Source organism: Streptomyces sp. NPDC007025, assembly GCF_042869455.1.
In the GTDB taxonomy this organism is placed as follows: domain Bacteria; phylum Actinomycetota; class Actinomycetes; order Streptomycetales; family Streptomycetaceae; genus Streptomyces.
In genome coordinates this window covers 148,663-174,397 of the sequence record NZ_JBIAFT010000014.1, presented here as the reverse complement: position 1 = coordinate 174,397, position 25,735 = coordinate 148,663, and the positions used below count along the sequence as shown (strand labels likewise).

Sequence of the window (25,735 nt, the reverse complement as noted above, 5' to 3'; positions counted from 1 at the left end):
ACCACCCCGCGTCCCTCACTCCAGTCCGAACTGCGCACGCAGCGCGTCGCCGTGCAGCCGCAGCGTCCGCCCGTCCGGCATGGTCTCCAGCACTTGCACTCCGTCGTAGTTGAGGAGCTGCCGCAGCACGGCGGCGAAGCCGTCGGCGCGGGTGGCGGGGAAGCCGACCCGCTGCGCCAGCGCCGTCACTGGCAAGGTGCCGCCCGTCTCGAGGAGCGCGACCACGGCGAGGCGGAACTTGTCGAGTTCGCGCTCGCGCGGCTTGCGGGCGAGGAGTTCCACCTGGTTCCGGAATGTCTCCGAGGCGAAGAGCTCCGCCACGACGGCTTCTTCCGGTGGGCCCGGCTCGGGCTGCTCCGGCCGCTCCGCAGGCTCGACGGGCTCGGGCACGGGTGCCGGGGCCACGTCGAACAAGGAGTCGTGGGTGGCGGCCAGTTCCGCCTGGGTCTTCGACGGCTTGTGCCGGGAGGTCTGCTGCTCGCGTGGCCCCGCGTTCTTCGTCGCAGCGCTCGAAGGCGGGTCGCCGAGCAGCCGCGCGTCTTTCTCGTCGGTCTTCCACCAAAGGGGCTGCTGTTCACCCAGCTCCCGCCACCCTCGGGGCGGCGAGGCGCCGAACGGCAGGAACGCCAGAACGGGGATGGCCACCTCCGCCAGGGAGGCTCCGCCGTGGTAGCCGGCCTTGAGTCCGGTATAGCGGGAGTCGGCGTCCCACAGCGCGACGACGGACGACTCCGGTTCGGGCCAGACGACCCGCGGCCCGGACAGCGCGACCTCGGCCGCAGCCGCGGGCTCCTCCGTCCCGGAAGCGGCACGATGCCGCGCCGACTCCGGCTCTCCGGCCTCGACCTTCGCACCGTGCCGGTCCACCACATGCCCGTGGTCGCTGGTCAGGACCACAGCCATGCCCTGCAGGGCGGCCACACGCAGCAACTCCGCCAGCCCGGGGATGTGCTGGACCTGCCAGGCGCCGTCCCCGAGCTTCTGCTCCTTGCCGAGCCGGTCGTCGATGGCGTTGAGGACGACCGCCACATGGGTGCGGCCGTCGCCCAGTGCTTCGGTGAGCTGCGGGCCGAAGACCTCCCCGGCGCTCTCGGCGCGCAGATCGTCCTTGTGGAAGACGGCTGCCGGAGCCCCGCCCCACAGCTTCTGCTGCGGGAAGAGCCGCTTCTCGTCCGCCTGCGCCCCCTTTGTCAGCCGCCCCGCGAACAGCGACGTACGGGAGACGGCCGTCACGGTCGGCAGCGCTGCGGCCATGGCGCGGCGGTGCGGCGTGCCGTCCGGCACCGGGTCGAACTCCGCCCATGAGGAGCGGATCTCCTCGCCCAGCTCGGTGGCGATGGCCGCACTCATCCCGTCCAGGACGACGAGCAGCACCCGCCGCCCTTCCCCGCCCTGGACGATCGGCTTGACCACCCGGTCGAGGAAGGACTCCACTGTCAGCATGGCGCCCGGCGGGGTACCCGCGGCCGTCCAGGTGGCGAGCGCGCGGGCGAAGTCCCGGTCGATCTCGTGCCGCACCTCCCGCACCCGTAGGGCGAGTCTGTCGTACGCGGACTTGAGGACGGGGTCGGGATCGCCACCGGCCTCGATGTGTTCGAGAGCTTGGTCCACCCAGCCGGTCTCCGCGATGTGGCGCGCGATGCCGTCCGCAGCCGAACGGCAGGCGGCATCGGGACCACCTGCGAGCCACCGGGCCACCCGCTGAGCCATGTGCGCCCGCTGGACGCGCACCCGCGCCTGGGGTTCCCCGGCCCGCTTGTGGTCGTTCAGGACCTTCAGAGCGGCCCCCACCTGCTCGGCCGTGCCCGCAGAGTGGGCCAGCGCGTGACCGACCGCCGCGAACCGCGCTTCCAGCCCCTGCAAGAGCAGCGGACTGGCCTGGGCCGCGGACTCGGCACCGAACTGCCGGGCCAGAACCGCCGCCCGGTCGAGCACGGTGCCACTGACCCGGCGGGCCGCGCGCGCCTCCAGCGCGGCACTCTCCTGCTCCCGGGACGCGGTCGTGAGCAGCACACCGACGTACTCCTCGCAGGCCCGACCGAACGAGCCGGCCAGCACGTCCAGCGCCTCGCCGGCCGCAGGCGGCTGCTCCCCGAACCAGCGCTCGGCGCGTCCCCGTGCCCGGTAGGTGTCGGCGTCGGCGTCGGCGTGCAGCCACAGGGCGCCGCACACCAGGCCGAAGGCCACCGCGTCCGGGCCGTGCTCGGCCCCCACCAGTGCCAGCAGCGCCTGCCCGGCCGGACCCGCCTGCCCTTCCTCACCGAGGAACTCCGTCAGCCCGTCGCGTTCGGGAGCGCGCAAGTCCAGCAGCCGTTCAGGGCCGCCAGGGGCCAGGGACCAGCCGAGCAGCGTATGGATGTCCAGGGGGTCGCTCACCGGTGCGCGATGCGCGGAGCCGGCTTCGCTGTCGTACCGGCCCAGCCGCAGCCGCCGCAGCGCCAACGCGGACAGTGCCGTACGCCGCGACAGCACACTGCCCGGGTGCGGGGGCCAGCCGCCGGGCGGAGTGGCGTCCAGCAGCGCCTCCGCCGCCCAGGTCGCGTCCTTCAGACGAGTCTCCAGCTGCTCGGCCCCGAAGGCCTCACGCACCACGTCCCAGCCGTCGACGGTGTTGACGCGCTTCTTGTGCGTACGGGCCACGATCGAGGCGTCGAGTTCGCTCTGCTCGCGATCGGTCAGTACGACCAGCACGGCGGGGCCACCGTCCTCGTCCTCGGGCGATCCGGCGAGATGGCTCAGCACGAGTTCGTGGACGGCGAGCGGGGAGAGCGCGACGGCGATCCGGGCGGTGCAGCCCTCACCCCATGCGGGCTGCGGCGGGCCGGGCCACTCGGGCGCAGCACGCAGCAGCACGGCGCGCCGTTTGTCGTTGCCGGTGAGCGCGTCGGCGAGCGAGGTCTGCGAGGACAGGTACTGGGTGACGGTGGCGACGTTCAACCGCGCCGCCACCGAGACCGCGGTCGCGGCGGTTCCTGGTGTGTCGGTGACCGGGGTGCTCATGACTCGACGACCCGCCAGGTGACCTCGATCGTGGCATCGGGCTCGGCAGCGGCCAGTGCGGTCAGCTCCTCCCGCAGCTCGGCCGCGGCCCGCGCGGCGGTGGTCCGGCTGCCGCCGGAGCGCTTCACCTGCCCCGGACGCCCTCCTGCCCCGGGCGACAGTTGCTCCGGGACGGGCGGGTGGCTGCTGTTCGTGTGCAGCGGAACGTCGCCGGGGCCGGGTGGCCGGGCGGGCTCGGCATCGGGCTGCGGGCTCTGCGCCGCCCGGTTGCGCTTGACCAGGGCGAGCACCTCGCGCTGGGTGCGTTCCAGAGCGCCGCACAGATCGCTCGTCCGCTGGTCACTGCGCGCCACGTTGCGCAGCGACTCCAGCAGTGCCCGGCCCTCCGGCCCCTCGTTCGAGGCGAGGTCGAGGGTGGTCCAGGACGCGGCGTCCAGCGCGCGGGCCACGGCTCCGGCCTGGGCGATCGAGGTGCCGTAGCGGTCGGCGGAGACCTCTCCAAGGTCGAAGGCGGCGAGTGCCTCCACCGTCTTCTTCGCTCCCGCCGCGCCCTGCCCCATGCCCTGGGTCAGCGTCTTCAGCAGTTCGACGCAGCGGCGGGCCAGCGCGAGCCGCCCGCTCTCGTCCGTGTCGTCCAGTTCCAGGAACGCCGAGCGCTCCTCCAACTGCCGTACCAGTCCGGCGGCCTGCTCCTGGTGGGTGCGGGCCTCCTCCGTGATCTGGCGGGCGAACTGGTTGACGATCCGCCCGCGCCGCAGCGTCGGTGCCGTCTTCCCGAAGACCGTGGCGAACCGCTGCCGCGCGCACTCCCAGTCCTCCTCGCCGGGCAGCGGCTGGCTGCGCAGCGCGTCGTGCTCCTTGAGCTGCGCCATCTCCGGTGCCGGGTCCAGCGGCATCCCGCCGCGCACCCACACCCGGTCGTCCATCTCGGCGAACGCGGCGACCACGAGCCGGGCCAGATATCCGGGCAGCCCGCGCGGCTGCGGCAGGTCCGTCCAGTCGGTGAGCGTGATCAGGCTCAGGTCACCGGTGTGGCCGCGCTCGCGTGCGAGCCGCCGGAAGTGGTCGGCCCAGTACAGCGACAGCTCGAAGTACGCCTCCTTCTGCTGCCCGAGCCGCAGCGGCCCCGCGATGCGCTGCATCGCCTTGCGGTCGGCGGCCGGCACCTCCGTACGCTGGTCGCGCGCCTCCGCGGCCGCCCGCACGTGGGTGAAGACCTTGCGGACGTCGGCCGACTTCACGGGCGTGCCGGTGTGGTCCGGGTCGAGGTCCGGATGGTCCGGGTACTGCGCCGCCAGCAGCCTGCCCACGACATGGAGCAGCCCGTCACGCAGCGACTGGCCGAAGGACAGCGTCAGCCCCTCGACCTCCCGCAGCGACTGCAAGTGCTCGCCGAAGCCCAGCTCGACATCGGTCGCCTTCTTGTCCGCGAGCCCGTACGCCTGTTTGAAGGCCGCCTTCACGTTCTTCAGCAGCGACTCGCGCTGCGTCTCCAGCAGCCCCTTGGCCCGCGCCCGGTTGTCGGCGTTCAGATGGCCCGCGTACTGGGACTCGAAGCGCTGCTCGTCCGCGAGCGCCTTGTCGATGACGACCAGGCGGCAGAAGTCCGCGTACCGCTGCGCCGACAGATGGGTCGGCAGCCAGGCGACCGTACGGGCCCTCTCGCTCTGCTGCCGCTCGCGCAGCCGCTGCATCCGGTTCACGTCGTCCCGGGGGCCGAACTCGCCCTCGTCGAAGGGGAGGTCGACGACGATCCGCCACAGGCCGTCCTCCTGCGGCATCAGGTCGTGGTCGGCCAGCTCGTCCTCGTCGGCGACGTTCCCGAAGACCACCTCGGCGGCCCGCTCCGTACCCCGCCACACGAAGTCGACCCGGCTGGCCAACTGCCCGTGCGCCACCCCCAGATCCTCGGACAGCAGCCGCTTGGCGAGCGCCTGCCGGTTCCCGGGGTTGTCATTGACCTTGGCGTTGGCGATCACGGAGTCGACGTCCACACCCGAGAGCTCCAGCCGCACACCCGGGTTCGCCTCGGTGCCGGTCTCCTTGATCTCGGGGAAGCGGCCGGCCCACTCGGCCACCTTGTTCTTGAGGATGCCGTACTCGCGCCCCGGTATCGGCGCGACCACGGAGCCGTAGTTCAGCGCGGAGAGCCTGCGGATCGTCAGGTCCGCCAGCGCCGGGACGCTGGGCGCCAGCGACGACAGCAGCAGGGTGCCGACGATCCTGTTGTCGCCGACGAACGTCTTGATCCGCCCACGCAGCTCCGGGTCCTTGATGCTGTCCGGCCCGCGGTGTGTGTACTGCTCGACGTCCTCCTCGGTCACGTTGTACGTACCGAGCAGATACGGCCGCAGCTTGGTCCTGTACAGCTTGTCCGCCGCCTCGAAGACGACCTTCAGGCTGTCGGTGAACGGCTTGTCGCCGCCGTCGGCGATCAGCGGATACAGATCGCCGACCGGAATGAGATCCCCGAGCCGCAGCTCGTCGCGATGGTCGGCGAGGAGCTGCCCCATCAGCTTCATACCGGTCCGGTTGCGCTGCAGCGCCGAGGACACATGGACGAGCGTGTCCATGAACGCGGGGGAGAAGGGATAGGTGAGCCGGAAGCTGTCCTCGTCGGCTCCCACTCCGTCCGCACCCCGGTCCGAGCCGAGCAGGGTGTCCCACACTTCCTGGCGGACCTTGCGCGTCTTCTCGAACTGCGCCTCGATCCGCGCCCCGGCCTCCGCGTCCCTCGGCTTGAGCAGCCGCGCGTGCGCGACCTGGGGCAGGTTCCGGTCCTCCAGGGTGATCTTGTCGAACCGGCCGGAGGCCAGATTGAGCGTGTCCTGGATGGACGACTCGGCGGCGCCCGACACCTCCTCACCCACCAGCTCCCGCAGATCCCGCTGCCGGGCTATGAAGGAGACGACCGGGATGGCGCGGCGCGCGTCGCCGCCCTCCACGAAGTTGGTGATCTTCCCCGCCTCGCGGGCCACCCACTTCTGGTCGTGGATGAGGGTGGCCAGCCACAGGATCAGCTCGTCCAGGAAGAGGATCAGCCCGTCGTAGCCCAGCGACTTGGCGTGCTCGGCGACGATGCCGAGCCCCGCGTCCAGCGAGACGAACCCGTGCTCGTCCTCCGTGGCGTTCTTGGCGAACCCCGGCAGCAGATACGTACTCGCGTCCTCCACCAGCCGGGCCCGCAGCTCCGCCGGGGTCGACGGACTCACCAGGTTCAGCGCCTGCCCCGACTCGTGCACCTCCTCGGCGGCCAGCGCCGTGTCCAGCAGCGTCGGCTGCCAGGCGAACGACTCACCCCACTCGTCGTCCTCGCCGCCGCCGGACCCCTCCGGGGAGGTGAGTCCGTTGATGACGGCCGCGTCCCCCATCCGCGCCCGCATGGCCCGGATGTCGTCGAACAGCGCGTCCGTCCGGTACACCTGCGGCGTCGGCGCCTCCGGGTGCAGCCGCTTGACGTGGCTCACGTACCCGCCGAGCACCCGCTGCTCCATGGCCTTCGCCCCGAGCATGTGGTACGGCACCAGCAGGAACTTCTTCCCGTCCGTGCCCAGCCACTCGTGCTTGGTCAGCACCGGATCGAAGTCGCCCCGGCCGCGCGCCGCCGGGCTGCCGCTCAGCAGCGCGTGCAGCACCGCCATGAAGTGCGACTTACCGGAACCGAACGAGCCGTGCAGATACGCCGCCTTCGACGCGTGTCCGTCCAGCGCCGACTTGATCAGGCCCAGCGCCTCGTCGAAGTTCTCCAGCAGCCGCTCGGTGACCACATAGTCCCGCAGCGCGTGCTCGGCCCCCTGCGGCGTCGTCGCCTCCGACAACTGCAGCACGAAGTCCGAGGTGGAAATGGACTCCTTGATGTCGATGACATCGCGAAGCAGGGGCGCCTGCGACTGCGGGTCCTGGGCCATCGAGGCTCTCGCTCTCCTTCCGGCTGCGGGCACGCTGGGGGCCGTGGCCGTGCCATCCGTCGTATCGACGGGTCTGCGGGTCTTCTTCTGTGCGGATCTTCATCCTGGTCCGGGACCATTGTCCGACACGGAAGTCGAGCACGTCAGCGGGGTGATGAAAAGCAGTCACAAAATGACGTGCCGTCAGGCAAGCAGCCGGCACAACCGCTTGGTGCGGGAGTGCGGAACGTTGGGGCGGACATCGATTCGGACTGTGCTGTGCATCACATCGCCCTCTTGTCACGGATGGGAGGTCCGCTTCCATCTGGTGGTCGTCGGAAGCGACGGAGGAGGACGGAACGGTGAGCACACAGCAGGAAACCGGCATGACGGTCACACACCGTGTGGTGGTCCTGGGAGCCGGGTACGCGGGGATGTCCGCGGCCATCCAACTGGCGGCCAGGAGCAACCGGCGCGAGGGCGTAGGGGTGACCGTGGTGAATGCGCAGGAGCGGTTCACCGAGCGCATGCGGCTGCACATGACAGCGACCGGGCAGCGGCTCGCCGAGCTGAGCATCCCGGAGCTGCTGGAGGGCACGGGGGCGCGATTCGTACGGGGCTGGGTGACGGCGGTGGACGCGGACGCCAGGACTGTACGGATCGACGACGACCGGGTCCTGCACTACGACACGTTGGTGTACGCGTTGGGCAGTGCGGCCGACACGTCGGCGGTGCCGGGCGCCGAGGACCATGCGTACACCCTGAGCAGTGCCCCGGACGCCGAGTTGCTCGCCGACCGACTTCGGCGGCTCGGCAGCGGCACGGTGGTGGTCGCCGGCAGCGGGCTGACCGGCACCGAGTCGGCCGCGGAGATCGCCGAGCGGCACCCGGAACTGGACGTCGTGCTACAGGGCCGGACCGAGCCCGGCGCGGCCATGAATCCCAAGGCCAAGGCGTACGTGCACGCCGCGCTCGACCGGCTGGGCGTCCAGGTACGCACAGGAGCCGAGGTGGTGAAGGTTCTGCCCGACGGGGTGGAATTGGCAGGCGGGGAGCGCATCGCCGCCGACGCGGTCCTGTGGACGAGCGGTACCCGGGTGTCGCCGTCGGCGGCCGCCGCCGGGCTGGCCGTCGATCGTCGCGGACGCATCGTCACCGACGCCACACTGCGGTCGGTGTCCCACCCCGACGTGTACGCGATCGGCGACGCAGCCGCGATCCGCCAGCGCTACGGCGTGCTGCACGGCACCTGCCAGGGCGGCATGCCGACCGGTGTGCATGCCGCGCTGTCCATCGAGCGCATACTCAGAGGCAAGCAGCCCAAGCCGTTCCGCTTCGGCTACTACCACACGCCGGTGAGTCTGGGACGCGGCGACGCCGTGGTGCAGTTCACCCGCCCCGATGACAGCCCACGCCGGATCTTCCTGACCGGCCGCATGGCCGTCCGGTACAAGGAAACGGTGACCGCCTCGCCCTGGCCGACCTATGGCCGTATGAAGAAGATGCCCACCTCGGGTGCGTTCTGGCCCCGCGGGGGCCGCTTCACCCGTGTCCGGGAGGCCCGGTGATCAACCTGTCAGCCCACCCCGACCAGCAGGTCTTCCACGAGCACCGCAGCCTGCTGTTCTCCGTGGCCTATCGCCTCCTGGGCACTGCGGCCGACGCCGAGGACGCCGTCCAGGACGCCTGGATCAAGTGGTCCGCCGCGGACCGCTCGCAGGTGGCCGACCCCAAGGCATACCTGACGCGGATCGTCTCGAACCTGGCGCTGGAACGGCTGCGCTCGACTCGGCACAAGCGCGAGACCTACCTGGGGCCGTGGCTCCCGGAGCCCATCCTCACCGGTGGGGATGCCTCCGAGGCCGTCGTGGACACCGAGTCGGTGTCGATGGCCATGCTGGTGGTGCTGGAGACGCTCAGCCCGCTGGAGCGCGCGGTGTTCGTGCTCAAGGAGGTCTTCGACTTCAGCCACGCCGAAATCGCCGAGGCCGTGGAACGTTCCGAACCTGCGGTGCGGCAGGCCGCGCACCGGGCCCGCGAGCACGTGCGGGCCCGGCGGCCGCGCTTCGCAGCCGACCGGACCAGGCAGCGCGAGGCCACCGAGCGGTTCTTCGCTGCCACGACCGGCGGTGACATCAACACCCTGATGGAACTGCTGTCCCCGGACGTCACCTTGTGGACCGACGGCGGCGGCAAGGTCCGCCAGGCCCTGCGCCCGGTTGTCGGCGCAAGCACGGTGGCCAACTGGTTCGCGGCCATCGGTACCGTCCCGTACCAGGGCATCGCGCCGGCCGACATGCATGCCGAACTCGTCGTGATTAACGGCGGGCCGGGCATCGTCTTCAGCGCGCCGGGACGCGTGATCGCCACCGTCACGTTCGACTTCGGCGCCGACGGACGCATCACCGTCATCCACAACGTGGCCAACCCGGACAAACTCCATGCCGTCGCCGACGGCACCGCCTACGACATCGGGGCGCCCTGAGCGTCCTCACCGCGAGCTGTCGCCGGGCGTGGCGGGGCTCGTCGTCCGCGACCGCTGCTCATGGGCGGCATGGGCCGCACGGGTCCGGGCCGCTCCAGGACGATGTGCGGGGTGCCTCGGATGCTCCGCCCAGCTCGAGGCGCCGCCGACTGCGTGCGTTCGTCTCCGCGACGCGGGCGCTCAGCACCTCGGCGTGGGTCAGCAGCCGGACGCGGTCGGGGTCCGCGTCCCACTCCCGTCCCCCGCCCAGCGGGCGGAGCTGGAGATAGCGGCCCTCCCGCTCCATCACCACCCCGATCCGGTCACGGGCGAGATCCCGTACCGCCGAGCCGACGACCGGTTCCACGGGCGTGACGGCAACCGGCGCCTGCGACCGGGCTCCGCCGTCCGTCACCGGCCGGCACCCCGCGCGATCACGGCCGCCAGTGCGAAGGCGACGGAGGCCGAACAGACACCGAGGTGGACGAGCGCGTACCGGGCGGCCCGCGTGGAGTCCGGCATGTCGTGCTCGCCGCCACTCTCGTCACTACCTGGCAGTGCGTCCCGCCACGGGGTGCGTACGTCCATCGCCGGGAGCTGAACACCGGCGCGGGTCAGCGCCTCGGCGAGTGCGTCACGTGCCGCCACCGCCTCGCGGATCTTGCCGACCCCGGCCGGTACCCGGCCCTCGGTCCAGCCTCGGAGCTCGTTCGGGTACGGGTCGGCGGTCGGGCTCTGGTGCGGGTCGCCGTTGCTGTCGTCGGCGCGGTCCGGGCGCTGCTGCGGGTTCGCCATGGGAAGTGCTCCTGAACTTTTCATGGTTTGTTCTGATATTTCGCCGCCCGGCGCGCACTGGCTGAACTACCGTGCGTGAGGGGCGCATTACGAGAATGCGTCCTGGCTGAGCTGCGCACACCGCAGACCGGTTGTGCTTCCCCGGCAGACCAGCGCATGTTCCACACCTTCCACGGAGGCACACCATGCCGACGAGGCGAGCGGTCACCGGCCGCAGCCGCGAACCACGCGCCCGGTTCGCGGAAGAACTTCGACACCTGCGGGCGCAGCGCGGAGAGAGCCTCCGCCAGCTCGGCGACCGACTGGGCTGGGACTGGTCCCTGTTCGGCAAGATGGAGAGCGGCGAGACCCTGGGCGGGCCCGAAGTCGTCGAGGCTCTCGACCAGCACTACGGCACCCCAGGGCTGCTCCTGGCCCTGTGGGAGCTGGCCATCAACGACCAGACCCAGTTCCGCGAGCGCTACCGCCGCTACATGGAACTGGAAGCCAAGGCCACGAGCTTGTGGCACTTCGCGGTCAGCGTCCTGCCGGGGTTGTTGCAGACCCCGGGGTACGCGGGTGAGGTGCTCGCGGCTGGTGGCTCGAAGGGCCTGGACCTGGAACAGCAGGTGCAGGCCCGAATGAGTCGGCGCTCGCTGCTGGAGGGCGACGACGCACCGCCCTTCCGCACCATCCTGTCCGAGGCGGTGCTTCGCACGCCGCTGCGGGACGCGGGGGAGTGGCGCAAGCAGTTGGAGTACCTGGTGGGGGCGGCGGACAGGGGGAACGTCGCGCTCCAGGTGTTGCCCTTCAGCGCGGGCTTTCATGGGCTGATGAACGTGGACGTCTGGTACCTCCGGCAGCCGGAGGGGCGTACGTTGGCCTACACGGAGAGCGGCTACCGGGGCGAACTGATCGAGGAAACCGCAGCGGTCGAGCGACTTCAGCTCGCGTACGATGCGGTGCGCGATTTGGCGCTGTCCCCAGTCGAGTCGCGAAAATTCATCCTGCGCATGTTGGAGGAAGTGCCTTGCGATCCCTCGACCTGAGCGCCGTGAGCTGGCGCAAGAGCAGCTACAGCAACCAGGACGGTGGTGCGTGCGTCGAGGTCTCCGATGACTTCGCCACCCTCGTCCCCGTCCGCGACAGCAAGGCGCCCCACGGGCCGGTACTGACGTTCCCGGCGGACGGCTGGTCGTCGTTCCTCTCGGCCGTCAAGGTCGGCGAGCTGCACGCCTGAGCGACAGCAAGAACAGGGAAGCGGCTCCAGCGCCATAGGCCGCTGGAGCCGCTTCCCTCTGTACTCAGCCGGCCTGCGTGGTGGGGGAGCGGCGTCCCAAGCGGTCTCAGCCTCGCAGCGAGGTCGATTTCACCACCGAATCCACAAACTGGAGCATCTCGTTGTGGATGGAGCTCTTGGCCGGGTCGGGGAAGCGGATGTTGTGCCGGTAGTAGCGGTGGAAGGCGATGATCAACGCCGCGTGCACGATCTCCATCGGCAACGCTGCGGCGTCCTCCCCGGACAGCGAAGCGACGTCCCGGTACCCGGAGAGAAGAGCATCCAGTCGCGCCGGGACCAGGATTCCGGCCTCCTGGGCGAGCCCTACGGCTGCCATTCCGAGGTCGAGGAGAGGATCGTCAAGCGAGATCGTTTCCCAGTCCAGCACCGACAGGTGACCGTCCTGCCGAACGACGACGTTGTCCGCGAAGAGGTCGCCATGCACCACCGCGCTGCGACGCTCGCGTCCCGCTTCGACGGCTTGGACTCGGTCGAGCCAGTCTGTCAGCCAGATCGCGAAATCACGGTCGGCGAAACTCGGAATCTCCGCCATGTGGGTGCCGGACAGTCTCCGGGTCCCGGTCGGGATGTCCTCAAGCCCTGGCGATCGTGGGGGAAGCGCGTGCAACTGAGCAAGAATGCGTCCAGCATCAGGCAGGAGCGACTCGGGCAGCGGTTCCTGAACCTCTCCCGAGATCCACTTCTTGAGGATCGCGGGCCGGTCACCCATCGGAGTGATCGCGGCGCCCTCAACTGACGGGACCACCTCTGTGGTGGGCACGCCCAGCCGGAAGGCGGCCTGGGTGTGCGCCGCCAGACGCTGAGCACTGGTCCAGTCGTGGTTGTCGAGGATCGTCAGGACGAACTGACCGGAGGCGCTGGACAGCCTGAAGCTGGAGTTCGCCGCCCCACCTGCGAGAGGTGTGAGTCGTACCTGATCAAGCCCGTAATGCTGGGCAAGGGCGGAAACGTCGAGCTGGTCTGAGGTGGTGTACTTCGCCACCCGGTCACTCTCCTCTACTCACTGCGGCTTCCCGACGCCGGTCCTCTGCGATGGCGGTCCAGCGTGCCCGGACCTGGTCCTGCCCGTCCAGCCACTGCGCTCGGGGAAGCTCGGCAGGAGGTTCTTCGTCTGCGATGAGGTAGGAGAGTTCGGCCAGGTAGGCGAACTCTTCGCCACGGACGCACTCGTTCAACCGGGTCCTGGCCCCGGACAACAGGTCTGGGGAGTCCAGGACGACTGCGTGCAGGCATACGGCGAAGCGGATGTAGGCGACCGAAGACGACAGCCCGGCTTCACCCGCCAGCGCAGCCACCTCCTCGGCCCGCTCAGGAAGATCGGGCTCGACGCCGGCGTTCCGTACCAGTTCGGCGATGCGTGTCTGGACCTCTGCCCACCGGATCGAGACGCCGCCCAGCAGGTCTCGGGCGCGTGCAATCTGTTCCGCGGCGCGAGGGCGGTCCTGATAGGCAGATGCGAAGGCCAGGCATGCCTGGGACAGCGCGGCCTCACCTGTGTGGCCGAGCTGCAGCGCCTCATCGCGGCTCACCGCGTACGACGAGCAGGCCAGGGCCATGCTTCCCTGCGTCCAGCACAGATCGCCGAGTACACGGTCCTTGCGGCCCTCCACCCCGAGCGTCTCCGCCACATCACGTACCTGTGGGAACCGCCCCACTCGGCGGGCCAAGTGTGCGAGGCCCCGAGCGGCTGTGGGAGCCAGCCGTCCCCCGCCATCGACAACCCGCCGCATGCCGTCCAGAGAGTCATCGAGGTTGCCCAGATCCCGATCGCACTCCGCGAGGAAGTATCGCGGGAGTTCCCGCAAGGGTTCGGGCAGGAGGTCCGACTCCAGGACCATACGGAGCTGCTCCGCGGTCCAGCCGCGGTGCCTGCGTTGGCGTTGCGCGATCGCGCGCAGCGCCGCAGCCAGCGCCTCCGCAGCACTGCCGATCACCTCGCTGCCAGGCTCGGCAGACGGAAGCGCGGGAATTTCGATGGGCTCCCAGACGAAGTCGTCGACATAGCGGAACGCCGCATCCGTCAGCCAGCCGAGCTCCAGCCCGTAATCACGTGCCAGTTTCAGACCCTGCCGCAAAGCAGCAACCAGATGGATCCGATCCCCGGACGCCTCACGACCCAGGGCATCGAACGTCCGCTGCGCCGCTCTCCTCCAGTCCGCCGCACTCCAGCGATCCTCGCTCGTGGAATCGGCTTCCTGGACTGCTTCCCGGACCAGAGCATGAACGCGATACGGCCACGGCGCGCCTGGATCCGCATCCACGAACGGCCGCTCCACCAGCTCCAGGGCCGGGGCATCGTGGTCGAGCCCGGCCGCAGCGACAGCCAGCTCGACCGAGAAGGAGTCCAGCAGACTCACTGCCCGCAGAACCTGGCGCACGTTCGGAGACAGGTCCCGGAATGTCCGCGCGACCAGGGCCGGGAAGTCGAAGTTGAATTCGTTCGGCTCAGGGGCCCGCCCATAGTCTCGGTAGAGATCGAGGAAGCGCATGACAGCGAGGTCTAAATACAGCGGCAGGCCATGCGAGTTGGCAGTCATGATGTGCCGCGTACGGTCGTCCATCAGCGGTTGCCCGGCCATGGTGAGCCGCTTGCACAGGTAGGTCTCGCAGTCTTCCGCCGACAGATAGCCCACGGTGTGCTGCCGCGGCTCTTCAGCCGCGCCTCCCGCGAGCTGAGGCCAGAACTGAGGCCCTGCCCAGTCCAACTGCCCCTCGAGCCGTGCATCGTCCCACTGCAGACGATTGCGTCCAGTGATGACGAAGAGCGCGTTCGGCATCAGCCACACCACGCGTTGAATCAGCCGTTCGAGATCACGATGTACGCGATCCCCGACGTCCTCGAAGGTGTCCAGGAGCACTACCGGCGTCGCCCGGTGCTTTGCAGGCACCCTGTCGAGATCCCAGGCCAGCAGATGGGCGTAGTAGCTGAGCGCTTCGAGGTCGGGATCGGCCTCGAGCAGGTCGGCGAGCCGCTGGCACTCGGCGAGGGAGCGGATCTGATGCCGTCGTTCGCGCAGAGCGCGAACCACTGACCGCAGTCCCTGCCCGACCAAGGCACCGGTCGTCCCCGGAAGAGCCACCGCCTGCGCGACATCTGCCAAGGCCGACTGCATCTGTTCGGACAGCGACTGGGCTCCCGAGAAACGACTGAACCACGTGCGCCGTCGCAGATACTCGTCCAGCGGCTCACCCGGATGGTTGCGATCCCAGTAACGCTGAAATGCGATGTCGAACGTCGGCATCGGCTGCCCGAGGTCCGCCGCTGCCAACCGGAGGCTCAGCATCAAGGACTCGAAGTCTCCACCCGAATCCCGGGACATGTCCACCCGGACCGGCACCACCCGCCCCACCTGTGGATCGAGCGGGGACCACCCGCTGTCGCCACCTTCGCGATCTCTCAGGTGCTCAGTCAGGGCTCGCGACAGCGTGGACTTGCCGATACCGCCCACGCCGTAGAAGACCAGCACGTTCCGACGGGGCGCTTCCAGGTCCTCGACACTGAACCCGGCCCCCCGCACGCGCTGGGTATGCCGTACGAGGCTGGTCACCACGGTGTCCCATTCGTCGCGCCGGTCGGCGAAGAAGTCGACCGCCTTCACCTCGCGATCATTCGAACGGAACAACGCGCGCAAATCCGGCTTAGTCATACAGAAGCTACTCCTCAACGCGGGGGAACCAGGCACGCGTAGCAACCGGTCACCTGACGTGTAGTCAAGCACAGGTTCCTGGCCCAACGGGAAGACTCTGGAAGCTTCTGACCCCAAAGATCTCCGGCAGGCTCCCGAACCGCCGCCGATGCTCCCGTGACTGGTCGACGGAATGGGTCGCGCTTGTGTGCGCTCAGCCGACTTGCTGGGCGGCCCGCAGGGGGTACCCGGTGCCGACGCGTGTTTCGAGGTCTGCTCGTAGGGCGGTGAGTTCGGCCATGCGGGCGTCGATGAGCTGGAACTTCTCCGCCAGGAGTGCGGACAGCGCATCGGCGGAACCCGGGGAGTTACGTAGATCCTCGCCGTGCTGTGCGGTCTCGGCCGGCGAGAAGCCGAGCTTCTGTGCGGTGTGTACGTACTGCAGCCAGATCGGCGCTTCCGGTGGGGAGTCGCAGTAGCCGTTGGGCAGACGTCGGCCGGTAACGAGGCCCATACGTTCGTAGAAGCGAAGGTGCGCTTGCTCAGGTTGGCTTGCGCGGACCCACTCTCCGATGAGCATGGCTTCCCACCTCCACCTCGCCCCTCCGACTTGACTCTGGAGCGTATTCCGCTCTTTTCGGATGAGGGAGGAAACGGTGTCCGCATGTGATTGCACTAGCGCTCTGTCTGAGGCCCGGGTGGCATCAGTTAGAATGGGTCTATGTGGTTCAAGTCCGGGGCTAAAAGAAGCCACCTTTTTTACGGGCTGGGCATCGCGGTGGCTCTTTCTGCCGGCGCCGTCTGGTATTTCTTGCTGTTCGCGAAGAAATCCGTGGAACCGGGGCCTTTCGCGAGCGACCCTCGGTGCTCACACCTCACATCTACGGTGCCTGAAACCCTTCTCGGGCAATCCCGGGACCGAACCGAAGGCGCGGGTGCGGCCGCGTGGGGAGACGGTTCGATCGTCATGCGATGCGGAGTGAAGCCCCTACCTCCGACCCCAAACCTTTGCACGAACATCAACGGTGTGGACTGGGTGCTCGACGAGAACAGAATGAACAGCAGCGGGGAAAAGGTCCTCACCACCTACGGGCGCATACCCGCAGTTGAGGTGAAGATCGACGGAGACAGTGGTCTGGGCGGCGACGTGCTGGTTGTTATAAACGAAGGAATTATGGATTTCCCTCAAAAGTCGAAGTGCATCGACTTGAGTGACATCGGCTGATCGGCCTGTAGTGTATGAAATGAAGCGTGTCACTTCCTCCGGAATGCTGTGGTACTCGCCCCGCCGTAACGGAGCGAGCACCATGGCATTCTGTCAGTCGTAGTACTTCACCTTATACGCCCTTGAGTCATTGGTTGCGATGTACAGTTCCGCTCGGTGGTTGTCGCCGTCCACGGCCCCCGATACGTCCCAGGTCTCGCATCCTCCCGCGACCTGCTGGCGCACGGAACCGACCTTGTCGTCGTAATTGTTCACGTCGTCTTCGTATAAAGCGTACGCTCGCTTCCCGCTGGTCGAAGTATAAATGCAGGCTTTGAAGTTCCCGCCGTGTGACTTTACGGGGTGGCTGTAGTAAACGCCGTTCACCTCGTAGAACGACGAGGAACCGACGTAATCCCAGCTTCCTGCACCGGTGGTGCCGGCCGATGCCGAGGCCGGGAAGGTGAGTGCGAGGGCTGCGCCAGCGGCGGCGATGCCTGCACTTTTCCATCGATATGTGCGAATCCTGACCCTGAGGCTTCCATGTCAGGATCTGGCCCTGCAATGGGCTTTTCGGACAGATCGATCAGTCAACGCCACGCAGACTGTGCAATCCTGACCGGCCGTCAGTTCAGCTCGTGGTGCGGGAAAGGGAGTGAGGGGCCGCCACTTCATCCCCGCAGCTCTCTGCTGCTACAAGCGACTCGCCAGGCTCATCACATAGGGGCACGGTCTTGGCGTGGTGGCGTCTCGATCTGTGAGCACAGAACTGGTGCAGCAGGGATGGCGAAGCGTCACGTGAGATCCGAAGCGCACCAGCCACGGTGGTGGCTCTGGTCTCTCTGCTCCGCTCACAGCCTGATGCGTGAGCGGAGCAGAGTGTTGCAAGGGGGCGTTCTTCGCTATTTCTTGGCGGTTCGCCGTCCACGTGCAGCGGCGGCCGGCCGCCAGGCGCGCAGGTCGTCGTCCGTCAGACCGTTCTCGCCCTGAACCATCTGACGGTCTCCCCGGAAGAAGGCGGCAGGGGAGGCACCGAAGGTGGCGTCGAACTCGCCGTGCCACTGGTCCAGCCAGGGCTGGAGCTCCAGCAGCCCCGCGAGGAACGGCGCCACCTGCTCGGAGGTCAACTCCTCGTGCGCGGCGATGTAGGCATCGAGGGCGTACGCCTGCTCCTGGTGGTCCCACCCGGCCCAGCCGTACAGCTCCGGCTTCGCCACGTTGGCCTGCCCGTAGGAGATGAACCGCTCCTTCGGCACGTCCAGCTTGCCGCGTGCCCGCCAGTAGCAGGGGCGGAGGAAATCGGCGGAGGTGTACTTGGGCGGCACGGGGATGCTGTCGCGGATCTTGCGCTTGGTCGGCTCGTCCGGTGCCGCGTCCTCCTCCCGCTGGAGGTCCCACACGTGCTCCCAGTCCTCCCGCTTCTTGAGCCCGGAGGGCTTGTAGCGCAGTGCGGAGAGGAACGGCACGTGCTCATCGGTTATCAGCTCGCCGACGACGGTCGCCAGCTCCTTGCGGGGCGCATAGATCTTCGCGACGGACACGAAGTCCTCGTCCTGAGAGAGCGCGTCGGTGAGCCGGGAGAGCGGGACGAGCGCGGGCATCCCGTTCTCGTCGTACCAGTGCTCCTTGTTCTCCATCCGGTCCAGCAACCAGGATTTGAGGGCCTTCTCCTGAAGCGCGTCCCACCCCTCGGTCGCCCACCGCCGCTTGTACTCGGGCCTCTCCACCATGCCGATGGCGCGGGACGACTCGATTGCGTTGATTCGCTTCTGCACCACCTCGCGGTACGCGGCGGGCCAGTGCTCGGGGATCTCCGTGATGGGCGTGGAGCCGTGCCGCTTGAACCACTCGTCGCTGGCTTCCCCAGCCTGCACCTTGCGGGCCAGCACGATCTCGAAGGCACGTTCACCGAGGGCGAGTTCCGGGATGTCGGGGGAGTCCGAGTCCTCGGAGACGCGGAGGTCCTCGGGGTGCAGGTTGTAGAGGGAGTAGACCTGCCAGTCGAGCTCCTCTTGGAGGGCGATCATGCGGGCGCGGGTGGAGTGCCAGGTTGTGCGGGCTTCGCGGAGGATTGATGCGGTCGGGGTTGTCTTGGGCATGAGAGTTGAGGGGCTGGTCGCGGTAAGTTGCTGAGCGAGAGTGTCAAGTGCAGTGGCAAGAATGGATGGATGAGATGCAGGCAGGGGGAAATCTTGCAGCTTAGTTCCTGTAAATTCAAAGGAGTTTTTCCAAGCTTCGCTTCCCATCGCGGAATAACCGGCTTCGACGCGTGCGCCTCCACCTTCTCCCTTGTTGTGCGAGACTTGCTGCAGCCAAAAGCAGGCAGTGGAGCTATTGAGCAATCCCAAGAGTCGTAGGTGATCTTCCTCGGATGCATCATCTCGCAGTTTAATTACTGGTGCCGATTGCTTGAATACCTTACCGCCTCGGTCCAATACGAAATGATTATGCGTAGCTACGAACGCGAAAGCGATCGACCGGGGCGTTCGGTACGCGGACGAGGTGAACTGCATGTAGTCCCACCACTGGAGGCCAGCGGCTGCCATGTCGCCTTGAAAAGTTCGCCGAACTTCGAGGGTGCGGCGCAGGGGCCAGAGTTCGATCGCGAGATCTCCGGGTTGAATTTCCTTCGCGTAGGGAAACCAGATTGCTTCCTGAGGCTCGGCGTTCCAGTCGCGAACGGTTTCGCCAATCATGAGTGGACGAAGCGCGCCTTTGTGTGCTGATGCGCGAAAGGTGCTGCGTAGCGGTCGAATATAAGCTTCGTCCGCTCCTGCGCGAATTGCGCGGCCAATCGGCGGTTCGATATCCTGCCTCATGGGTCGAACCATGGCTCTATTTAGCTGATCTACCATTTCTAGGCCGCCATCTGCCAAGATCCATGGTTGCTTGCCAAAGTAGAGTTGGCGCTCCAGGTCATCGACTGAGACCCATTGACTCACTGATCCGGGTGTATCTATCTGATTCGTGATAGCGCTCCAGACGAGCCCCTCATGAGCGTGTTGTGGCGCTGCAGGCTCCCCTTGAACGCTTCGTACCGTGCGAATCTTTACCGATCTAGAGTTCCCTCCTCGCGACCTTCCTACAAGGATGATCGTCGGCGTCCCGTGCCCAGGTATATATGCACCGGAAGTGTCGATGACCTCGGTTAGTTCGACCTCATGCCCAAAATAGGTCTCAATCAGCCGCGCCCCGAACTCGCGCTTCATGAACGAGTTAGCGGTGATCTGACCGACCATGCCGTATCCGAGCCCGCTCTCCTTCTCCCCCTCCATCGCCAGCTCGAAGAACCGCTGGGCGAACGGCACCGACAAGGCGTACGTCCCCGCACAGGCGCTGTACAGGTCCCGATACAGCTCATTGAGCTTGCGGTCCTTCACCGTGATGTACGGCGGATTCCCCACGACCACGTGATACCGTCCCGGCTTCAAGATGTCCGGGTGCTTGTGCACGTCCTCCGTCTGGTACTTGAAGTCCGCGAGTTCGTCGGCGCCCTCTTCCTCCGACTCATCGAACAGGTTCCCCTGCCGATGCCGGTGCTTGATCAGTGAGTCGCCCACCGCCAAGTGCATCGGCCACTCATAGCGCCCCGCTTCCTCCAGCGTGCGCATCCCACTCGCGGCCATAGCCGCAACGAGCAGCCGGAACCGCGCGATCGCCACCGCGAACGGGTTCACATCAACCCCGTGCACCGAATCGAGCGCAGCCCGCACCCGCTCGTGCACGTCGACACCCGGGCGGCCCTCCGCCCACAGCCGTACCAGCCGCCGGAACGCACCCAGCACGAAGTGTCCCGACCCGCACGTCGGGTCGATCATCTTCAGGCCCTCGTAGCCGAACTCCCGCACCGCAGGATTCATCGTCCGGTCGAGGATGAACTCCTCGACGAACTCCGGGGTCTGCAGCAGCGCATACGTCTTCCGGGCTGCCTCGCTCAAGTCCTGGTACAGGTCGCCGAGAAACCGGGTGTCCCAGCCCCGCGTGCCGTCGCCGTCCTCCTCCAGGGGGTCGGTGAAGTCGTGGACGAGGACGCCCGCCTCATCCCGCTCCCGCCAGAACTCGACCAGCTCCCGGGCGCCGTCGTGCGACAGCGGGATCTGGAACAGCGGATTGTGGCGGCGGTCGAACAGCAGCCGGCCCGCCTGCCCGGCGCCCAGCTCGTCGAAGGCCCGCTCGATCCACCCTCGGTACGTCGGGTCGTCCGCCGTGGCTACGTAGTCCTCGTACCGCGCCAGCGCCAGATCCCGGCGGTCGTCCTCCGGGGCCGTCAGATACGGCTCCGGGATCAGCCGGTTGTCCTCGCAGAAGCGGACGAAGACCGTACCCAGCACCCACGCCACCGCGACCTGCGTGACGCGCTCGTCCAGCCAACTGTTCCAGGTGGCGGCTGTACGGCCCAGCTTCTTCGCCCGGTCGTACTCACTCCGCAGCTTGGCTCCGACGTCACCCGCCAGCCTCACCTGCTGCGCGAGATCGCTCTCGACCGCCTTGACCTGCTGCTTGAGGTCGTTCAACAGAGCCTTGCGGTCGATCACGCGACGTCTCCCTCTAACTCGAACCTTCGAACTGCACGCTTCATCTGCTCGCCGCTCACTTGCTGCTCGCCTCCGCCCGGTGGGCGTTCTGCACCCACGACTCCGGCAGGGTTATCCATTCGCCCAGGCCCGCCTGGTACGCGACGGCGACCGACCCCAGCTTCGGTTCCCGGGCCGGGTCGCTCTGCGGGACCAGCAGCCACAGCCCGCGCCCGCCCTGGCGTGCCGCTTCCGCGAGGCGGTCCAGCACGCCCATCGCGTCGTACCGCGCGAAGACGGCGGCGTCGGTCAGCAGCACCGGTCCCTCACCGGAGTCGGAGCCCGAGCCCGAGGGGGAACCGCTCCCCGCGCCGTCGCCCAGCAGCTCCCGCACGCGTGGCTCCACCGAACCCCACGCCGTACGCGCGTACTCCGCGAACTTCATCGCACCCCGCGAGCCGGGTTCGGCGGCATCGGCCTTGAGCAGCGTCTCCCAGGTGGGCTTGGTGCCCTCGGGCACCAGGGCGTGCATGGCCTCCAGGAAAAGCTCGGTCACCGAGACGACCCGGGCGGCGAACCGGCCGCCCGCGACGCCCAGTTCCTGGGTGGCCTGCCAGGCGCGGGCTTCCCGTACGGTCAGGACGCGGTAGCCGTCCTGCCGCGCCGAGGCGAGCAGGCGCTCCTCGGTCCGTACGGCGTCGGCCAGTGTCGGGTCGTCGGAGTAGCGGGTGACGGTGCCGACGTCCGTGGAGCGGCGCCAGGCGCCGGTCGTCAGATAGCTGGAGGCCGAGTCCATCCGGGTGGGCAGATAGCGCAGCGTCTTCGTGTCCTCGCGCAGCGAGAGGGTGAGGTCGAAGCCGGCGCTGCGCAGAGCCTTCGTCAGCGGGCCCGCGGTCGGCAGGTCGCGGGTGGTGCCGCCCCGGCCGTCCGGGACGACCAGTTCGGGGAAGCGGGTGCGGACGCGCTCGTGCACGTCCTCGCCGGTCAGTCCGGGCTGCCACTCGTCCGGCACGCCAGGGTTCAGGCGTACCAGGCCCGCCTGGGTGAGCCGCAGGGCCCGCACCAGGTCCAGGTTGCGCGGGTAGATCTCCAGCCGGGGGGTGGCCGCCGCGTTGGTGGACGCGGAGGCGGCCAGCTCGACCAGGCGGCGTTCGTCCCATTCGACTTCGCCGGGCGGCGGGGCGAGGGCGCCGAGTTCGGCCAGGACCCTCGTGGCCGTCGGAAGGGTGTCCAGCCCCGCGAGGCGGTCGGCGGTCTTGCCCAGCCGGGAGGCGTAGTCGAGCAGGCCGGGCGCGGTGGGGGTGTCCGGGGGGTCGCCTTCGGTGCCCGTCTCCTCGTCGGCCTCCCGTACGTCCAGGGCGAGCAGCCCCGCGCCCAGGGCCTCCTCGGTGGCTTTGCGGTTGGGCTGGTGCTGGAACTGGGCGCTCTCCGGTTCGAGCTGTTCGACCTCCACCACGGCCCGGACCGCCGCGAGCGCCAGCGCGCGCCGCTGTGGGCGTTCGGGGAGTTGGGTGCCGCGGCGCAGCACGAGCGCGTCGGCGATCTCGACGGCGGAGGCGACGCGGCCCAGCCCGGCCAGCAGTTCCATGATCTCGTCACGGAGGGCCCGCACTTCCGGACGCTTCTTCCAGCGCTTGCGCTCCTCCTTCAGCATCTGCGGGATGCGGCCGGCCGACAGCCCCAGCGCGTCGGCGACCTCCCTCTGCTTGGGCCAGACGCCGATATCGGGCAGCGTGCCGTGCTCGTCCGGGAGCCGCAGCAGCAGCCGGACCATCTCGACCTTGTTGTGGTTGGAACCGTTGTTGTTCAGCTCCGGGACCAGGACGGTGGCCAGCGTGTCGAGGCTGAGGGCGCGCAGCGCGGATTCCGGCAGCTCCTCGGGCCGATCGGTGGTCGCGGCGACACCGTCGGCGACAGCCGACTCCGTGCGGGTGAGCTGCGCCAGCTCTTCCTTCGCCTCGGCCCGGCCGCGTGCCGTCAGTGGCGATACGGGGGCCTCGCGGAGCAGCTCGCCCCATTGGCGCTGGCGGCGTTGGATCTCACCGCGGGTCTTGGCACCCAGCCCGGGGGCGTTGAGGAGCTTGCGGCGGCTGTAGTCCAGCAGGCCGCCGACTGTGGTGATGCCGAGGCCGTAGAGGAACGACTCGGCGGCCGGGGTGAGGCCCGCCGCGGAGAGGTGGGTGTCGCGGGTGACCTGCTCGGCCAACTGCTCGCGCTGCTGCTCGGCGGAGAGCGGTTCTGCGTCCGCGATGGCGGGCCGTCCCCCTGGCGCTCCCTCCGCGGCCTCCGCTTGCCCTCTCTGCTGCTCCTGCCCGTCCTGGCCGGAGTGTCCCGGATGGCTGCTGTGCCGGGAGCGGTGGCTGGAGGGCACCGTCTGCGAGGCGTCCAGGAAGATCCTCTTCCAGGCGTCGCGCATCGGCTTCAGCTCGGGGAACCGTTCGGCGGCGACCCGGTGCAGCGCCTTGCGGAAGAAGCGGACCAGGCCGTCGCGTACGGCGGGTTCGAAGGCGTCGGCGGCGATGGTCGGACAGGGGAACTCCTCCTTGTCGGTCTGCCGGGGCAGGACGGAGCCGTCGCCCCACTTGGGCAGCTCGCCGGAGGCCATCTGGTGCAGGGTGACCGCGACGGCGTACCGCTCGGCGTGCGAGTCGTAGGCGGTGCGGACCAGGGTGCCGATGAACGGGTCGAGATAGCCCTCCGTACCGGCCTCGTGGTTCTTGGCCGGGTAGCCGGCCAGGGAGAAGTCGATGAGGACGAGCTCACGGGTGCGGTTCGGACGCACCCTTATGGCAATATTGTCCGGTTTGATGTCGCGGTGCCAGACGCTCTCACCCTCCAGGAAGTCCACGGCGCCGAACAGATAGTCGCCGTACGCCTCCAACTGGTCTATCTGGAGGCGCCCGCTCTCGCGGAGGAGCCGGGCGACCGTCTCCCCGCGGTGCCGTCGACGACCGCTGCCGGAGGCAGCCGGCTCGACGGCCTCCTCGCGCTCATCGCCCACGTACTCCAGGGCGAGCACCGTGCGGCCCCCGAGGTGCAGCGGCTGCGGCTCCACCAGCCGGATGACGCGGGAGTCGGGGCGCAGCCGCCCCATCACCTCGGCCTCCCGGACCAGCACCTCGCCCCGGCTGTCGGACAGGGCCACCTTCAGTACGGCCAGCGGGCGCGTTCTGCGCGCCTCGTGCTCCAGGTCGCGGACGAGGAAGGCCCGGCTGGTCGAACCGGTGCCCAGGCGGCGCAGGACCTCCCAGCGCCCGCCGAGCACATCCCCGGTCACGGCTTCGAGCGGGTCCTTCTCCGGCGCCTCGGCCTCTTCGGCGACGGCGGGGTCGGCCGGGCTGGTGAGGGTGTCCTCGACCAGCTCCAGCATCTCCAGGAACTCGTCCACCGTGGACAGCCGCCGCTCCGGCCGGTAGGCCGTGGCCGCCTGCACCAGGTCGTCGATGTCCTCCGAGAGCCCGTCCACCAGCGCACTGGGCCGCAGACCTTCACCGGCCTCCAGCCGGGCGACCAGTTCGGCCTGGCTCGCCGCCGGGGCCTTGCCCGTGACCAGCAGATAGGTGAGGACGCCGAGGCCGTAGACGTCCAGGGACACCGGGTCGGCGTTCAGCGCCGTCAGCTCGGGCGCCAGGTATGGGTCGGAGACGTCGGCGAGGTGCATCGCGGACAGCGCCGTCGGCGCGAATCGGGTCGCGCCCGCGCCGGAGGAGCCGGTGCCGCTGCGCTGGGTGGCGATCTGCCAGTCGGAGATCTGCAGATGCGGGTGCTGCCACGCGGCCTCTTCGCCGACCGTCTGTCCCTGGCGGCCCCGGTTGCGGGGGATGACGTGCACCGAGCGGGCGGCCAGCGCCCGGTGGTGGATGCGGCTGGAGTGCGCGGAGCGCATCGTCTCGGCCAACTGGCGCACCAGCGCCATCCGGCCGAGGATGTCGAGCTTCTCCCCGTACTGGAGCAGATACTCGTCCAGGCGCAGCGTCTGCGGGTGGTAGTCGAAGATCAGGGCCGGTCCGGCGGAGTGCCCCGAGGGGTGGTACTGCTTGTACTGCACCGCACCCGGATGCCGGAATCGCTGCAGGACGGCGGCCTCGCGCCGGGCCGCGTTCTCCACCGACTGCCGGATGGTGGCGTCCGAGCCGCGCTCTCGCAGATAGACCCGCACCCGCGCCGACTCGGGCAACTCGGCGTGCTGGGCGAGGTAGTCGGCCCACGTCTCCCCGGAGTCGAACGCCTTGCGTTCCAATTGGTAGGGGCCCACCCGGTACTCGGCGTCGCTGCGCCGGATGCCCACCTTGTCCAGCGCACCCTTGACCTCACGGGAACTGGTCGGCGTGACGCGGTGCCGCTCGTCCCGCGGGGGGCGCTGGAGCATGGCGACCAACTGGTCGACGCTGAAGACGCCGTTCTGGTCATGCCCGGGCAACCGGATACGCAGCGAGTCCTCGGTGAAGCAGACGGCCTCGCCGACCCACGCGCGCCCGCCGCGCTGCCGCAGCAGCCCGCCCAACTCCCGGGCCTTCTTGCTCACCAGGTGCAGCGGATTGCCGTGCGGACGGCGGTGTCCCCCCGGAGTCGTCTGAACCCAGGTGCCGTTCTCGCTCGTCAGCGAGCCGTGCCAGTTCTTCAGCTCGATCATCCACACCCCGCTGGGCGCGACGACGAGTAGATCCACCTCCCGCACATGGCCGGTGTTCGCGGTGAACGTGAAGTTCGACCAGGCCCGCCACGGATCCGCGTCGGGCAGCTTCTGGCGGATGGCATCCAGTCCGCGGCGCTCATGGTCGAACTCGGACTCGGTGACCGTCGTCCACCGGCCTTCCCGCATCGTTCCGTCCCCGCCTTCTCAAGCCACTGTGGATGGTTGACGGATCGCCGGCCCCTGCCGCCCCCGACAAGGCGATCACCATCAAGGTGAAAATCGTAACTGCGGGAGGCGACATCCGCGCCGCTCACGTGCAGATTCTCGACG

At 68.7% G+C, this 25,735-nt stretch carries 15 protein-coding genes; 5 read left to right on the top strand and 10 right to left on the bottom strand.

The features are described from left to right. Positions 1–15: 15 nt before the first annotated feature. Together pglZ and ACFYMO_RS26045 are read right to left on the bottom strand one after the other, a co-directional pair. Positions 16–3,000, bottom strand: a complete 2,985-nt coding sequence (gene pglZ / locus ACFYMO_RS26050) for a BREX-2 system phosphatase PglZ (protein WP_388549335.1) — start codon at positions 2,998–3,000, stop codon at positions 16–18. After that, entirely contained in the window at positions 2,997–6,908 is a 3,912-nt protein-coding gene (locus ACFYMO_RS26045) for a phage resistance protein (protein ID WP_388549332.1), read from the bottom strand. Before ACFYMO_RS26045 ends, pglZ begins: the two co-directional genes overlap by 4 nt. A gap of 341 nt (positions 6,909–7,249) precedes the next feature. Between ACFYMO_RS26045 and ACFYMO_RS26040 the strand changes: the two genes are divergently transcribed. Beyond that, entirely contained in the window at positions 7,250–8,455 is a 1,206-nt protein-coding gene (locus ACFYMO_RS26040; RefSeq protein ID WP_388549330.1) for an NAD(P)/FAD-dependent oxidoreductase, read from the top strand. Continuing rightward, the gene (locus tag ACFYMO_RS26035) at positions 8,452–9,372 is read left to right on the top strand and encodes an RNA polymerase sigma-70 factor (RefSeq protein WP_388549327.1); all 921 of its coding nucleotides are present in this window, start codon (positions 8,452–8,454) and stop codon (positions 9,370–9,372) included. The genes ACFYMO_RS26040 and ACFYMO_RS26035 overlap by 4 nt, the downstream gene beginning before the upstream one ends. A 58-nt stretch (positions 9,373–9,430) precedes the next feature. Here ACFYMO_RS26035 and ACFYMO_RS26030 read toward each other — a convergent pair whose 3' ends face one another. Further along, complete coding sequence (locus ACFYMO_RS26030; protein ID WP_388549324.1) at positions 9,431–9,718, bottom strand: hypothetical protein; 288 nt, start codon at positions 9,716–9,718, stop codon at positions 9,431–9,433. Positions 9,719–9,762: 44 nt separating this feature from the next. After that, a complete protein-coding gene (locus ACFYMO_RS26025) occupies positions 9,763–10,146 on the bottom strand; it encodes a hypothetical protein (RefSeq protein WP_388549321.1) in 384 nt (127 codons plus the stop codon). A gap of 185 nt (positions 10,147–10,331) precedes the next feature. On the opposite strand from ACFYMO_RS26025, the gene ACFYMO_RS26020 reads away from it, so the two are divergent. Both ACFYMO_RS26020 and ACFYMO_RS26015 read left to right on the top strand, forming a co-directional pair. Beyond that, on the top strand, positions 10,332–11,174 hold the full coding sequence (locus ACFYMO_RS26020) for a helix-turn-helix transcriptional regulator (RefSeq protein ID WP_276477399.1): 843 nt from the start codon (positions 10,332–10,334) through the stop codon (positions 11,172–11,174). Continuing rightward, on the top strand, positions 11,156–11,365 hold the full coding sequence (locus tag ACFYMO_RS26015) for a DUF397 domain-containing protein (RefSeq protein WP_388549317.1): 210 nt from the start codon (positions 11,156–11,158) through the stop codon (positions 11,363–11,365). The genes ACFYMO_RS26020 and ACFYMO_RS26015 overlap by 19 nt, the downstream gene beginning before the upstream one ends. A gap of 106 nt (positions 11,366–11,471) precedes the next feature. On the opposite strand, the gene ACFYMO_RS26010 is transcribed toward ACFYMO_RS26015, so the two are convergent. The 3 genes from ACFYMO_RS26010 to ACFYMO_RS26000 form a co-directional block, all read right to left on the bottom strand. After that, positions 11,472–12,407 (bottom strand): phosphotransferase, encoded by a 936-nt coding sequence (locus ACFYMO_RS26010; RefSeq protein WP_388549315.1) that lies wholly within the window; start codon positions 12,405–12,407, stop codon positions 11,472–11,474. A 4-nt stretch (positions 12,408–12,411) separates the two neighbouring features. After that, positions 12,412–15,072 (bottom strand): ATP/GTP-binding protein, encoded by a 2,661-nt coding sequence (locus ACFYMO_RS26005; RefSeq protein WP_388549312.1) that lies wholly within the window; start codon positions 15,070–15,072, stop codon positions 12,412–12,414. A 193-nt stretch (positions 15,073–15,265) separates the two neighbouring features. Next, positions 15,266–15,631: a MerR family DNA-binding protein gene (locus ACFYMO_RS26000; RefSeq protein ID WP_388549310.1), complete on the bottom strand. Its 366-nt coding sequence runs from the start codon at positions 15,629–15,631 to the stop codon at positions 15,266–15,268. A 141-nt stretch (positions 15,632–15,772) separates the two neighbouring features. On the opposite strand from ACFYMO_RS26000, the gene ACFYMO_RS25995 reads away from it, so the two are divergent. Continuing rightward, on the top strand, positions 15,773–16,276 hold the full coding sequence (locus ACFYMO_RS25995; RefSeq protein ID WP_388549308.1) for a DUF3515 family protein: 504 nt from the start codon (positions 15,773–15,775) through the stop codon (positions 16,274–16,276). A gap of 93 nt (positions 16,277–16,369) precedes the next feature. Here ACFYMO_RS25995 and ACFYMO_RS25990 read toward each other — a convergent pair whose 3' ends face one another. The 3 genes from ACFYMO_RS25990 to pglW form a co-directional block, all read right to left on the bottom strand. Then, positions 16,370–16,531, bottom strand: coding sequence for a hypothetical protein (locus ACFYMO_RS25990; RefSeq protein ID WP_388549305.1), 162 nt, complete (start codon positions 16,529–16,531; stop codon positions 16,370–16,372). Positions 16,532–17,157: 626 nt separating this feature from the next. After that, positions 17,158–20,790 (bottom strand): BREX-2 system adenine-specific DNA-methyltransferase PglX, encoded by a 3,633-nt coding sequence (gene pglX, locus ACFYMO_RS25985; RefSeq protein ID WP_388549302.1) that lies wholly within the window; start codon positions 20,788–20,790, stop codon positions 17,158–17,160. Between the two features lie 55 nt (positions 20,791–20,845). Further along, positions 20,846–25,591, bottom strand: coding sequence for a BREX system serine/threonine kinase PglW (gene pglW / locus ACFYMO_RS25980; protein ID WP_388549300.1), 4,746 nt, complete (start codon positions 25,589–25,591; stop codon positions 20,846–20,848). Positions 25,592–25,735: the final 144 nt, after the last annotated feature.